The sequence below is a fragment of the Variovorax sp. CCNWLW235 genome (assembly GCF_037204085.1).
Classification (GTDB): Bacteria; Pseudomonadota; Gammaproteobacteria; order Burkholderiales; family Burkholderiaceae_C; genus Variovorax.
In genome coordinates this window covers 127378-140681 of sequence record NZ_JBBCBW010000005.1, presented here as the reverse complement: position 1 = coordinate 140681, position 13304 = coordinate 127378, and the positions used below count along the sequence as shown (strand labels likewise).

Genomic DNA, 13304 nt, shown 5'->3' with positions numbered 1-13304 from the left:
TAATAGTGACCATTTTAGTCAATGGTCACAACGAAATTAATCGTTTATGGCGAAAGGCTGCGAAGCACCAGCCCCGACAACTGGGCCGGCGCCCGGTCCGTGTGATCGGAGCTGAGCCGCAGGATCAGCGGGTTGACGTAGGGATAGACGACCAGGTAAATGGCCGCCGCGGTTTCGTCGATCGGCGTCTTGCGCTCGAAGTCGCCGGACTCTCGCCCCTGCTTCAGCAACTCGAGCAGCATCTGGCGTATGCACTCCTCGTGCGCAATGGCCGACGGCCAGCGCTCGCTGGCCGCCGAGATGGCGATCTCGTAGAGCTTGCGCTCCTGGAAGAACAGCCGAAGGCCCGAATCCACAATGGCCTTGAACATGCGGCGCAGCTTCTCGGGCGGGCTTTCGGCCGCGTCGACCGCTGCGCGGATGTCCACCTGGATCTCGCGCAGGCAGTTTGCGCAGATCATTTCGCCGATTGCCTGCTTGGATTCGAAGAACTTGTAGATGTAGGCCTTGGAGAAGCCGATGGCCTTGGCAAGGTCTGAAACCGTGGTCTTCTCGTACCCGTACTGGCTGAAATGCTCTGTGGCCGCGACGACGATCTGCGCGCGCACGTCGTGATCGGCCGGCCCCCGCGTGGCCGGCGGGGAAGAAGTTGCGTTGTTCATGCCCAGAGCTTACCGCCCAGGCAAACAATCGACAACAAGTGACCAAATTGAATTATAGTCACACTTAAATCACACTCAACTCACGACCTTCTTTCCGTTCTTCCTGCCGCTCTTCACGGAACAAAGCCATGCCCCACCGCACCCTTGCCCTGCCCCTCTTGTTCAGCCTTCTCGCAGGCTGCGCCGTGGGGCCTGACTACGCCCGACCTGCCGTGAGCCTGCCCGACCGGTTCATCGGCGAGGCCGCCCTCGACCAGCGATCGGCCACCGCCAACGCCGAGCTGGTGACTTGGTGGACCGGCTTCGGCGATGAGCAACTGGCCCTCCACGTCGAACAAGCGCTCAAACAGAATCTCGATCTTGCGCAGGCATCCGCCCGCATGGCGCAGGCCCGGGCCGGGCTTGGCGCTGCGAATGCGGCCCTGCTGCCTTCGGGCAATCTCGGGGCGCAGGCCGCCAGGGCCTACCAGTCGGTGGAAACGCCGCTTGGCCAGGTGCTGAACGCGCAGCCGGGCTTCGATCGCTACGGCAGCGCCTACGAAGCGAACCTGGGTGCAAGCTGGGAGCTGGACGTCTTCGGCGGCCTGCGCCGGGGACGCGAGGCCGCGCTGGCCGACTACCAGGCATCGGAGGCCGGCGCAGCCGCCACGCGACTGGCCGTGGCGGCGCAGACCGCCGACATCTACATCACCCTGCGCGGCCTGCAAGCCCGCCTGGACATTGCACGCCGGCAAGTCGCAACACAGCAGGAGCTGGTCTCGAAAATCGATCTGCGCTACGGCAAGGGCCTGGCCGCAGAGCTGCAGTTGCGCCAGGCCGAAGGCGCGCTGGCACAGGTTCGTGCATCGGTGCCCGCGCTCGAGGCCGGCGAGGCCGCGGCCATGAATGCGCTCGACGTGATGCTGGGCGCGGCGCCGGGCACGCACCGCGCCGAACTCGCGGCGGCAGCGGCCATTCCCGTCGCGCCGCGCATCGGCGCCGCCGGATCGCCCGCTGAATTGCTGCGGCGCCGGCCCGACCTGATTGCCGCCGAGCGGCGCCTTGCGGCATCGAATGCCCGCATCGGCGTGGCCATGGCCGAGTACTACCCGAAGCTGTCGCTGGGGGGAACGATCGGCAGCGCCACTTCGGTGGCCAGCGGCAACCTGTTCAGCGGAGGCGCGAGCCAGGCCGCGGCCCTGCTCGGCCTGCGCTGGCGGCTGTTCGACTTCGGGCGTATCGATGCGCAGATCGAACTCGCCAAGGGGCAGGACGCAGAGTTGCTCGCGGCCTATCGGCTTGCCGCACTGCGTGCGACCGAAGACGTGGAGAACGCGTTCTCCACGCTGGTCAAGCGCGAGGAACAGGCTGCCGTGCTCGCGCAGGGAGAGGCATCGCTCGGCCGGGCGCGGGGCGCGTCGTTCGCGGCTTATAAGCGAGGCGTCGTCAGCCTGATCGAAGTGCTGCAGGCCGACGAGAGCATGCTGCGCGTGGCCGATGCAAGAGCGCAGGCGCAAACGGAATCGGCGCGCGCGGCGGTCAGCGCATTCAAGGCGCTGGGCGGCGGCTGGCCGGCCGAGCCCGTCAGGGCAGCGGCCATCGGCCTGCGTTGAGGTCTTGGGAGCAAGCTAAGGCGCCCACGTAGGAGAGCCACCTTCAAGAAGACACGTCAAAGCGGCATGGCATTGCGCTTTCGCGGGCGTCAATCTCTGCGTCATGACAACCAAGCAACATCACAAACAGGGCGACATCGGTCGCCGATTGATGTGGACCCTGCTGGCCGTTGTTGCGGTCGTTGTTGTGGGCGTGCTCTTCTTCTACGGCCTCAAAGACCCATCGGAGGGGCCAGGCAATCTTCCTGCTACCGGTGCGCCGGCGCAGCAGAACGGACGCCCGGCTGCACCCAAGTGAACAGCGCTTCAGCGTTGTGCCTCTCGCGCCCGGCTGAGCTCCGCCCGCCCACGGGGCGTGATGCGCAAGATCACTCCCCGACGGCCTGAAACGTCGTCAGGTTCAGGGAGGTTGGCCTCAATAAGCTCGGCAGCAGCCAGCACGGCTGCGCACTGAATGTCGGCCTCTTCATGGATGGCCAAGGGGAATGAGGCGTCCTCAATGCGGCGAAGGAAATTCATCGGCATAACTTCTCCTCGGGTAGCGACGCGGCCAGGTTACTCCCAAGCAAATTGTAGAGCTTAAGGCCTACATCGCGACACGGCATTGCGGCAATGGCACTTGGAAAATCCGACCGCTAACTTGTGATTCTTTTGACCGACTCGTATCCAGATCGGACGGGCAACCGGAGAAATCGCATGGCGCTTTTGTTCTTGATGCGGCTGCAGCATGTGCAGCTCCCGGTCCGGGTTGTGATTCCGGAGGAGCTCCGGCATGTCTCGGTGCTTGTGGCCACCGGGTTGATCGAGGCGGATATCGGGCCGCTCAACCCAGCCGGGCGCTACGCTTCGTCGCGCGTGGCCACGGTGCTCCGCATCACTGAAGACGGCCTTGCCGAAATCGCGAAGATGGGGACTGCGCCCAAGTCTTCCGCGAAGACCTCGATGCAATTCACCCGAGGATTCCGCCTGATGTAACGCGTGGCTTGGCTTCCAGCTCCTGGCCAACGCGGGCGGTCTTCATCGAAATGGCGGCAAACATCGCGGCTGCCGCAAGCAGCGCAAGCTCGAAGCCGGCAAACACCCAATCCGCCTCGCGAATGGCAGCGAGCAGGTGGCGCTTGCCGGCAAGCAGGTTCCACAGCGGCAGCGTGGCGCACAGCACGGCAGCGGCCCCGAATTGCTCTGTCCATGCGCGCCGCGCGGGCCTCACGCTTGCGTGAAACAGCATCAGCAGCCACGCGGCGAAGAACAAGTGAATCTCCCAATCCGGGCGGCCAGCGATCCCGGCCGGCAGCAGGCGGTTGCCCCAGAAGAACGCCGCCATTGCCACCGGCAGCCCCGCAATGGCAGCAATGTTGAGCCGCTCCACGAGCCGCAGTCCGACCGGCGGCTGCCCGGCATCGAGGTGGCGGCGGCGGGCGCGCCGCTTGACGGCCCACAGCACGAGCCCCGTCGCAACCATGCCGGCGCCAGCCAAGCTTGCCAGAAAGTACATCCAGCGCAGCACGACGCCGGCAAAGCGCCCCAAGTGCAGGCCATACAGCACGCCGCGCGTTTCAGCGGCGGGTTCCGAATGGTCCTTGCGCTCCAGCAATGCGCCCTCTGCGCCATCGAACGCCAGGTAACGCGGGCTGACGGACACACGCGTCGCGTCGCTGCGCACCACCCGCACGCGCGATGCGGCATCGCCCGGGTGGTCGACGATCAGCCGCGACACGCCGCCGCTTCCCCAGCGCCGCTCGGCCTCGTTCACCATCGCGCCCACATCGGCCAACGGTGCGGCCCTGCCGCTCGGCGCGCCCGGCGGCATGAGCGCCGTCATTTCGGCCCTCAGCGATTGGCGCACCTGTGCCGCGCCCGGCGCGCTGTCGATGCCCCACGGCATGTACAGCGTCATCAGCGTGATCAGGCCGGTGTAGGTAATCAGCAGGTGAAAGGGCAGCACCCACACCGACAGCATGTTGTGCCCATCCAGCCACGAGCGCGCGCCTTTGCCGGGACGAAAAGTGAAGAAGTTCGTGAAGATCTTCTTGTGCGTGATCACGCCGCTGATGATCGCGACGAGCATGAACATCGTGGCCAGGCCGACGAGCCATCGCGCCGGGGCACGCGGCAGGTAGTGCAGCGAAAAATGAAAGTAATAGAAGAACTCTCCGCCGGTGGTTTCGCGCGCAAGCACGGCCTTGCCGGTCAGGGGGTCGAGCATGGCCCTGCCGTGGCCGCCGCCGATGCGCCACGATGCGGCAATGAAGTTCCTGCGTTCGTCGGCCAGGTCGATCACCCATTGGGATGCGCCCGGTGCAAGCCGCTGCAAGCCTGCAATGGCCGATGCAGTGCTTGCGGCCGCGTCCGGCGCTTGCCTGAGCGCCGGCACTTCGGGCCGCATCCACTGGGAGATCTCTTCGCGAAAATAGCTCACCGCGCCGGTGAGAAACATCGCGTACAGAAGCCAGCCGAACAACAGGCCGGTCCAGGTGTGAAGACCGGCCATGGCCTGGCGCAGGCTCTTTGCCGTGGCTGTCATGCCGCCGCTGCCCACCACACCCAGCATGCCGCCGCCAGCAGCGGCACCGCGGCCACCGCCAGGCCGAGCCATGCCCCGCCCGCGCTCTTTGCAGCAAACACCCAGATCGCCGCAACCGCATACACCACGAAGCTGGCCAGCATGCCTGTGAGCACCGCTTCCACCGTGCCCATGGGCAGTGCCAGCGCGGCAACGCTGGTCAGCGCCGCCAGCGCGTAGCCGCCGAACAGCGCTGCCGCAATACGCGACACAAGTGGCCCCGGGGAGCGCCGAACAGCGCCACGCGCCAGCGCCATCAGAAGCGGTAGAGCGCGCTCACGTTTGCCGTGCGCTCCGCGCTGCGGTAGCAGATGCTTCCGTTGCAATCCATCAGCGACTGCTTGTTCAAGAGATTGTTGACGTTGACCGAGAAGCGCCAGGGTCCCCTGTCGAAGCCCAGCGCAAGATCGACCAGCGTGAAGCTCGGGTTGGTGATGTTGGCATTGCCCGTGTCCCAGGCCGAGCGCGCCTTGCCGAGGTAGCGCACGCCAAGGGCGGCAAACGCGCGCGTCGAGCCGCCCACCGGGAACGAGTACTTGCCCCATACGGACGCGCTGTGCTTTGGCGTGCTCATCTGCGGCAGGCCCAGGTCGCCGTCGTTGCTGCGTGTGATGCGGGTGTCGAGGTAGGTGTACTGGGCAATCAGGCTGATGTTGTCCGTCACGTCGGCACGCGCCTCGAGCTCGAGCCCGCGCGATTTCACTTCACCGGTCTGGATGACTTCCCCCGGCACCTGCGGCGCCGCCGTGGTCACGTTGCTGCGCACGATGTCGAACACCGATGCCGTGTAGCTGGCGTTCTTTCCCACCGGCTGGTAGCGCACGCCGGCCTCGACTTGCCGGCCCTTCGAGGGCTTGAGCAGGTCGCCGTTCACGTCCTTGCCGATCTCCGGCGAGAAGGAGGTTGCGTAATTCACATAGGGCGCCCATCCGGACTCGAACAGGTACACCACACCCACGCGGCCGGTGGTGGCGCTGGCCGAGGTGTCGTAGATCTCGCTGCTCTCGCCGGTTCTGCCGAAGGTGCGGGTACCCGTGGCATCCGCCTTGTCGTGCCGCACGCCGGCCGTCAGAACCCAGCGGTCCCACTTCACCTGGTCCTGCAGGTAGAGGCCGACCTGCTTGGACGGCACCCTGTCGACATACGGATCGGCGGCCGGCGCGAGCGGCTGATGCGTGTACACCGGTGCGAACAGGTTCATCGGCGCCAGGAGCGGCCGGTCGTACGGAAACTCGTCGGTGGTGCGCGACTTGGCGTAGTCCACGCCCGCGAGCAGCGTGTGCGCCAGCGGCCCGCTGTCGAAACGCGCCTGCACGCGCGTGTCGAGCAGCAAGCCCTTCCAGTGCGTATCGCGCGGCGAGAAGCTGCGGTTCATCGTGTAGCCGTCGGAGCGCAGGCCGCGCGGAAACACGTTGGTCTCCGAGCGATCGAGTTCGCTGTAGCGCATGCTCTGCTGCACCGACCACGTGGCGTCGAAGCTGTGCTCGAACTCGTAGCCCAGCATCTTGTTGTCGCGCCGCCAGCGGTTGTCGTAGCCGCCGATGTTCACGCTCGGGCTCGGCTGGCCGAACACGCCGGGCTGCTCCAGTTGGTTCTGCCACGCATAGGCCTGGTTGTCCTTCTGGTAGCGCCCGAGCAGCGTGAGCTTGGTGCTGGCATTGGGCTGCCATGTGAGGGCGGGCGCAATGTAGAGGCGGTTGTCGCGGTCGTGGTCCAGGCGGGTGTTCGAATCGCGCCCCAGCACCGTGAGGCGGTAGGTCCATTCGCTGCGGCTGTCCAGTGCGCCTGCGAGGTCGGCCTTCAGCTGCTTGCGGTTGTAGCTGCCGTACTCGATGCCGATCTCGCGCACCGTGTCTGCCGTCGGCCGCTTGCTCACCGCGTTGACCATGCCGCCCGGCGGCATCTTTCCGTAGAGCACGGACGCGGGCCCGCGCAGAACTTCGAGCCGCTCGAGTCCATAGGGCTCGATGGGCGCGGCATAGGAGCGCCCGGAGGTCAGCAGCCCGTCCATGAAGATTCCGGCCGTGCCGAGCTCGAAGCCGCGCAACATCGAGAACTCGTCGACCGCCCATGGCTTCAGGTTGGGCGTGACACCGGCCGTGTAGCGCAGCGCCTCGTCGAGCGATTCGGCCTTGCGGTCGCCGATTTCGTCTGCCGTGATGACCGAGACGGACTGCGGGTTCTCGATCAGCGCCGTGTCCGTCTTGGTTGCGGTGGCGCTGCGCCTGGCGACATAGCCATTGACGCGGCCGGTCGGCGTTTCGCGCTCGGTCGCGGCAGTTACCGTCACGGGCGCGAGCGTGGCGGCGTCGCCGGTGCTGCTGCGCGCGGGCACGCCGGCCTTGCGCAACGAATAGGCACCGGCGCCCTGCCCCACGACTTCATAGCCGCTGCCTCGCAGCACCTGTTCGAAGCCTTCCTGCGCCGTGTAGCGCCCGCGCAGCCCGCCGCTTCGCAGCCCGGCAAGCATGCCCGGCTCGAAGACCAGCTGCACGCCGGTGGCTGCCGCGTACTGCGCCAGCACATCGGCCAGCGTGCCGCCGGCAATGGCGTACTGGCGTGCGCTGGGGCCCGCCGCCTCGGCCGCAAACACGGGCGCCGTGGCCAATGCCAAGGCGCCGGCCCCTCCAAGCGCTGCGCGAATGGCCGTGGTGGTGATCGCAACCGCGAACTTGTCGATGCGCCGGTGCCGGCGGGCCTGCTGCGATGTCATTTATCTGCGTCCTTGAATAGCTGTGAGGATGGTGGCGCGCGTCGGTGTCGACGCGTCATTCCCTCTCACACCGGACGAGACGGAAAAAGTGATCACCTCGAAATGAAAAATTTTTTGGGCGAGCGGCGTTGCCCCGCCGAAAAGCGCAAGCCCACCGGCTATCGCGGCGCCACCGTTACCCAAAAGCGGGTCGTCTGCTCGATGCGCAGCGGCAGCGAGCGCGCCAGCAGCGCGAGTCCGGCATCGGTGTCGGCAAGAGAAACGGCACCCGACACGCGCAGGTCGGCCACCGCGGGGTGGCAGCGCAACACGCCGCTGCGATAGCGGCTCATTTCGGCAACGACATCCGCCAGCCGCAAGTTTCTTGCGAGCAGCATGCCTTGCTCCCAGAGCGCGGCGCTGGCCTCCACAGGAAGCTCCGCACCGATGCGCCCGGCCTCGAAGTCGATCTGCTCGCCGGCACTCAGCACACGCGACGCACCTTGCACCGCCCGTATCTCCACGGCATCTTCGAACACCGCGACCCGGGTGGTGTCTTCGTCCAGGCGGCGCACGCTGAAGCGCGTGCCCATGGCACGCACGGTGCCCTGCGGCGTCTGTACCAGGAACGGCCGATAGGTGGGCGAGGGATCGGCATGCGTCGTCACAAGAATCTCGCCGGCCTGCAGCCGGATACGCCTTTCCGCGGCGGTGAACACGATGTCCACGGCGCTGGCGGTGTTGAGCACCAGGCGCGAGCCGTCTGCCAGCGTCATCGACTTGCGCTCGCCCGTGGCCGTTGCAACATCGGCGGTCCACTCGCGCCAGGGCATGTGCCGCCATGCCAGCCAGCCGGCCGGCGCGGCAATCAGCAATGCACCCAGCAGGCCCATGCTGCGGCGGCGGTTGGGCTGCTGCAAGGCATGGAAGGCGTTCTTGCCGATGCCTGCCGGCACTTGCGCGAACACGCCCATCAGGGCCTCCGCCCGCGCCCAGGCCTCGGCATGTGCGGGGCTTTGCTGGCGCCAGCGGTCGAAGTTGGCCTGCGCCTCCTGGCCATTCCGCGCGTTGTCTCCATAGCGCAGCGTCATCACCCAGTCGGCGGCTTCGCTCAGGAGTGCGGGATCGGGGCTGGCCCCTGCCGTTGCCGGCCGCTGGCTATTCATTGCATCGGGCTCGCTGCCGCTCAGGCGACGGACATGCAGGCGACCAGCGCCTTGTGGATATGGCGGCGCACCGTGATCACGGGCATGGCCATGCGCTCGGAGATCTGCTGGAGCGTCAGCTCATCGAACTGAGCCAGCAAAAAGATCTGGCGCGTGCGGCCCGGAAGGCTGGCCAGCATCGCCTCGATGCGCATCAGCGATTCGATGATGAGCAGCCGCGCCTCGGGCGACGGTGCCTCGGGCTCAGGAAGATGCGCGATCGCTTCCAGGTAGGCCCGTTCCACCTCGCGCCGGCGCCAATGGTCGGCCACAAGTCCTTTGGCCACGTGCGTGAGGAAGGCGCGCGGTTCGTCGCCGAGGCTGGCGGTGCGCGATGACGCCATCAGCCGCACGAAGGTGTCATGGGCCAGGTCGGCCGCATCGCAGGCATCGCCCAGACGGCGGCGCAGCCATCCCAGCAACCAGCCATGGTGGTCGCTGTAGAGAACTTCGATGGTTGGAACAAGAGGGCCGGCCGCGGACATGAAACGAACTTCTGGAGAACCGCCGTTGACGCAACGGATGAGAATCGTTCGCAATTGTATTGGCTATTTGGTTCACAAATGCCGCGAGTTTCAGGCGGGCGATGAAATGCCCCCGCTCCGCGTCGGCCCCAGGCCACCCTCAGGCCGCAAGCACCTGCAGGTTACCGGTGCCCGGCAGCGCGCGCAGCGTGGCGGCCGTTCTTACCGAATAGTCGCGGCTCAGCACCGTGCTGACCTCGACGTATTCGCAGCGCGCTTCGCTGGGTGTCAGGGTCAGCACGGCATAGCCGCGCTTGCTGGTTTCGGCGTAGCGCAGGTCGTCGACCATGCGGAGGAACCCGTCGGCCAGCAGGTCGTTGGCAATCAGCGGCACTGCCCGCTCGAAACCGGGCGACGACACCGACGACGTTCCGAATTCCACCCCCACCCGCTGCCCCGAAACATCGGTGAGGTTGCCGGCCCAGGCGTTGTGCGTGTCGCCGGCCAGCGAGACGAGGTTCTTGCCCTGGTTGCGCGCCATGGCAAGCACGGCGTCGCGCGCGGCCGGGTAGCCGTCCCATGCGTCCATGTTGTAGGGCACCTTCTGCTGGGCGAGCAAGGCCCTCTGGCTGTCGCTGCGGGCGGCGTCCGGCAGCGCCTGCGCGGCCACGTAGGCGCCCAGCGTCTCGGGGCTGAAGTCGGTCGCAATGCTCAGGGGAATGGTCATGCGCATCATGAGCACCTGCTGGCCCAGCACCTGCCAGGTACCGGCCGAGGCCGCCATGCGCGCGGAGAGCCAATCCACCTGCGGCTGGCCCAGCAGCTGGCGCGTGGGCGCGGCTGCCTCGCCGGCCAGGTATTGGTCGAGCGTGAGCTGCCGCTCGCGGCCGATCAGCCGGGTGTCGAGCATGTGCAGCGAAGCCAGCGTGCCGAAGTCGAAAGAGCGGTAGATCAGCAGCGGGTTGGCCGGGTCGGGCAGCCGCGTCGGCAGCCACTCGTGGTAGGCCTGCACGGCGGCCGCGCGCCGTGCCGCAAAGCTGCCCTCGCTCGATTCGTCGTGGTTGGCGGCGCCGCCCGACCATGCGTTGTCGGCCAGGTCGTGGTCGTCCCACACGGCAATCATCGGAAACCGCGCATGCAGCGCGCGCAGGTCGCTGTCGGTGCGGTATTGCGCGTGCCGCTGGCGGTAGTCCGCAAGCGTCAGGATCTCGTAGTCGGGTGTCGATACGCGGTCGATGGCAATGGCAAGCTGCGACGCATAGCCCACGCGGCCATATTCGTAGATGTAGTCGCCCAGATGCAGGACCACGTCGATGTCGGTGCGCTTGGCGATGTCGGCATACACATTGAAATAGCCGCTGGGAAAGTTGGAGCAGGACACCACCGCCAGCCGCGCCTGCGAAACGCCGCCCACCGGCAGCGTGCGGGTGCGGCCGATGGGCGAGGCCTCGCTGCCCACCACAAAGCGATAGAAATAGGTGCTGGCCGGCTGGAGCCCGGTGGCGTCCACCTTCACCGTGTAGTCGCGCTCCGGGCCGGCGCTCACCGTGCCGCGCGCAATGATCACGCCAAAACGCTCGTCGCTTGCAAGTTGCCATTCGACATTGAGGGCGCCCGGTGCGGGCGCCGTCACGCGGGTCCACAGAATCACCCGGTCGGACAACGGGTCGCCGCTGGCAACGCCGTGCTTGAACAGCGGGCCGGTGCTCACCGGCGGGCTGCCGCCGCCTCCGCCGATGCCGCCCCCAATGCCCCCGCCGCCTCCTCCACCACCGCCGCCGCAACCTGTGAGGCTCACCCCGCTGGCCGAGAACATCGCAAACAGCACGGCGTTGCGTATGAGCGAGCGTCGGGTGGTGCCGGTCAGGGCTTGCTGGGGATCTGTGCCGCCGCCGTCATCGCCGGTCTGGCTTGCCTGGTCGTTCTTCTTCTCGTTCTGCGTGCGCATGGCTGTCTCCTGATCCGCCGAGGACGAGACGCACCGCACGCCTCAGTCTCCTTTCGACGTCGGCGCCATTGAAGGTGAAGACTTTGGTTTCCAGCGTAGGTTTGTACCTATGCGCGTGTCAGCCGGAAGCCAACCGACAGAAATGCGCGGCTAGTCGAACTGCGATCGGTCGCCGGACACCAGCTCGCGGTTGCGCCGGCGGTCGACGGCAATCTCCTGCGCAAGGTCTTCGATGGCGCCGCCCACCGGCAGGTTGTACGCACCGCGCAGCCGCGCGCGCACCGCATCGCTGCTCAGCACCCGGTTGATCTGCGCATTGAGCCGCTGCAGCACAGCAGCGGGCGTGCGGGCCGGCGCGAAGATGCCGAAGAGCGAATCGCGATTGGCCCGCTCGTAGCCCAGCTCGGCAAGCGTCGGCACCGCGGGCAAGGCCTCGATGCGCGCGGTTGAACCCACCGCGAGCGCCTGCAGCCGCCCTTCCCCTATGTACTGCAGCTGCTGCGCGGCAACGTTGGTCGACAGCACCTCGAACTGCCCGCCGAGTGCATCGTTGAGTTGCGGGCCGCCGCCCGCGTAGGGAATGTGCGTGATGGCGGTGCGGCTTTGCATGCGCACCTGCGCCAGCACCATGTGGCCGATGGTGGCCACGCCCGACGTGGCCCACCGCACCGCGCCGGGCTGGCTGCGCGCAAGCGCAATCAGCTCCTGGAAGCCGCGGCCCGCAAAGGCCGGCGTGCCGACCACGAGCACGGGTGTGCGCATCACGCTTGCCACGGGAGCAAAGGCGCGCAACGGGTCGTAGGGCACGCGCGCAACCAGCGGGTGCAGCGTGATCGGGCTGATGGCCGAAAACGCGAGCGTGCAGCCGTCGGGCATGGCGCGCGCCAGCGCATCCATGCCAATGCTGCCGCCCGCGCCGGGCCGGTTCTCGACGAGCACCGGAACGCCCAGCGATTGGGCGAGCGGCTCGGCCAGCACGCGGGCCATGCCGTCGCTCACGCCGCCCGGCGGGTAGACCACGATCAAACGCACCGGCCGGTTCGGCCATGACGCTGACGCTGACATTGGCGTTGGGGCCGCTCGCAGCAGCCGCGGCATGGCGCAGGCGGCGGCAAGTGCGATGCCGGTCTCACGCACCAGTTGGCGACGGCGCAGTAAAAAACTCATGAGCCGGGGTTCTCGCTCGCGTGCCTGCGCAGCAGCGCGGCAAAGTGCTTCGCGGGCAGGTTGTCTTCTTCCACGCGCGAGACCAGCGTGAGCGGCGCGTCGAGCTGGCCGCCGTCGGCAAGCCGGGTGTAGGCAATGGCATGCGCATGCACGCCGGTCATCGAGGCCGGCACCACCGACAGGCCGACACCCGCAGCCACGAGATTCAGGTTGGTCATCATGCGGTCTACCTCGGCCACCACGCGCGGGCGCAGGCCCTTGGCATGGCACAAGGCCAGCAACTCGGCGTAGAGGCCCGGCGCGCCCGGACGGCGCACGAGGATGATGCCTTCCTCGCACAGCTTCGCAAGCGGCAGCGGCCGCGAGGCCTTGCTGCGCGCGAGGGCAAAGCGGTGGTCGCTCGGCATTGCCACCAGCACCGGCTCGCGCAGCAGCGTTTCGAAGCGCAGTCCCTCGGGCCGCGCCACCGGCACGCGCAGCAGGCCGCAGTGCAGCCGGCCGGCGTCCAGCGCCTCGGTGAGTTCGGCCGCGTTGTCCTCGCGCAGCTGCAGCTCGACGTCCGGATGCGCACGGCGAAAAGCGCGCAACGCCTCGGGCACGAAGCGGTGCGCCGCGGCAGAGCTGGTGAAGCCCACCGCCAGCGTGCCGGCCTGCCCCTTCGCCACGCGCGCCATGCGCTGCTTCATGGCCGTCATGTCCTGCAGCATGCGCAGCGCCTCCACCTGGAACAGCCGGCCCGCATCGGTGAGCGCCACGCCGCGCGGATGGCGCCGGAACAACAGCACCCCCAACTCGCGTTCGAGCGCCTTGATGGCCTGGCTCAACGGCGGCTGCTGGATGCCCAGTTGTTCGGCGGCCCGCGTCATGTGGCCGGTCTCGGCAACAGCCACGAAGTAGCGAAGCGGTCTTATCTCCATATATTTTTCATATCGAAAGTGCCTCTTTATTTTATTTGACCCTAGGTCACCGTGCACCTATCGTCCGGCCGCTCATTCAAAAAAGCGGCCCACC

The 13304-nt window shown here is 67.2% G+C and carries 13 protein-coding genes; 3 read left to right on the top strand and 10 right to left on the bottom strand.

What is annotated here, in order from left to right:
* Positions 1-44: 44 nt before the first annotated feature.
* Complete coding sequence (locus V9L21_RS08225) at positions 45-662, bottom strand: TetR/AcrR family transcriptional regulator (RefSeq protein WP_337310805.1); 618 nt, start codon at positions 660-662, stop codon at positions 45-47.
* 128 nt (positions 663-790) lie between these two features.
* On the opposite strand from V9L21_RS08225, the gene V9L21_RS08220 reads away from it, so the two are divergent.
* Positions 791-2254, top strand: a complete 1464-nt coding sequence (locus V9L21_RS08220) for a TolC family protein (protein WP_337310803.1) — start codon at positions 791-793, stop codon at positions 2252-2254.
* A gap of 103 nt (positions 2255-2357) precedes the next feature.
* Entirely contained in the window at positions 2358-2552 is a 195-nt protein-coding gene (locus V9L21_RS08215; RefSeq protein ID WP_337310801.1) for a hypothetical protein, read from the top strand.
* Positions 2553-2560: 8 nt separating this feature from the next.
* On the opposite strand, the gene V9L21_RS08210 is transcribed toward V9L21_RS08215, so the two are convergent.
* Positions 2561-2779 (bottom strand): hypothetical protein, encoded by a 219-nt coding sequence (locus tag V9L21_RS08210; protein WP_337310799.1) that lies wholly within the window; start codon positions 2777-2779, stop codon positions 2561-2563.
* A 171-nt stretch (positions 2780-2950) separates the two neighbouring features.
* Between V9L21_RS08210 and V9L21_RS08205 the strand changes: the two genes are divergently transcribed.
* Positions 2951-3229 (top strand): hypothetical protein, encoded by a 279-nt coding sequence (locus V9L21_RS08205; protein ID WP_337310798.1) that lies wholly within the window; start codon positions 2951-2953, stop codon positions 3227-3229.
* Here V9L21_RS08205 and V9L21_RS08200 read toward each other — a convergent pair.
* The 8 genes from V9L21_RS08200 to V9L21_RS08165 form a co-directional block, all read right to left on the bottom strand.
* Positions 3204-4850, bottom strand: a complete 1647-nt coding sequence (locus tag V9L21_RS08200) for a PepSY-associated TM helix domain-containing protein (protein ID WP_337310796.1) — start codon at positions 4848-4850, stop codon at positions 3204-3206. The two genes, V9L21_RS08205 and V9L21_RS08200, sit on opposite strands and share 26 nt — an antisense overlap.
* Positions 4775-5074 carry a DUF3649 domain-containing protein gene (locus tag V9L21_RS08195; protein WP_337310794.1) on the bottom strand — a complete coding sequence of 100 codons (300 nt, stop codon included), beginning with the start codon at positions 5072-5074 and terminating at the stop codon, positions 4775-4777. The genes V9L21_RS08200 and V9L21_RS08195 overlap by 76 nt, the downstream gene beginning before the upstream one ends.
* Positions 5074-7530, bottom strand: a complete 2457-nt coding sequence (locus tag V9L21_RS08190; protein WP_337310792.1) for a TonB-dependent siderophore receptor — start codon at positions 7528-7530, stop codon at positions 5074-5076. The genes V9L21_RS08195 and V9L21_RS08190 overlap by 1 nt, the downstream gene beginning before the upstream one ends.
* Before the next feature lie 158 nt (positions 7531-7688).
* A complete protein-coding gene (locus tag V9L21_RS08185; protein ID WP_337310790.1) occupies positions 7689-8675 on the bottom strand; it encodes a FecR domain-containing protein in 987 nt (328 codons plus the stop codon).
* 20 nt (positions 8676-8695) lie between these two features.
* On the bottom strand, positions 8696-9199 hold the full coding sequence (locus V9L21_RS08180; protein WP_337310788.1) for a sigma-70 family RNA polymerase sigma factor: 504 nt from the start codon (positions 9197-9199) through the stop codon (positions 8696-8698).
* A 139-nt stretch (positions 9200-9338) separates the two neighbouring features.
* A complete protein-coding gene (locus tag V9L21_RS08175; protein WP_337310786.1) occupies positions 9339-11126 on the bottom strand; it encodes an alkaline phosphatase D family protein in 1788 nt (595 codons plus the stop codon).
* Positions 11127-11276: 150 nt separating this feature from the next.
* On the bottom strand, positions 11277-12293 hold the full coding sequence (locus V9L21_RS08170) for a Bug family tripartite tricarboxylate transporter substrate binding protein (RefSeq protein WP_337310784.1): 1017 nt from the start codon (positions 12291-12293) through the stop codon (positions 11277-11279).
* Positions 12290-13210, bottom strand: coding sequence for a LysR family transcriptional regulator (locus tag V9L21_RS08165; protein WP_337310783.1), 921 nt, complete (start codon positions 13208-13210; stop codon positions 12290-12292). The genes V9L21_RS08170 and V9L21_RS08165 overlap by 4 nt, the downstream gene beginning before the upstream one ends.
* Between the last annotated feature and the right edge of the window lie 94 nt (positions 13211-13304).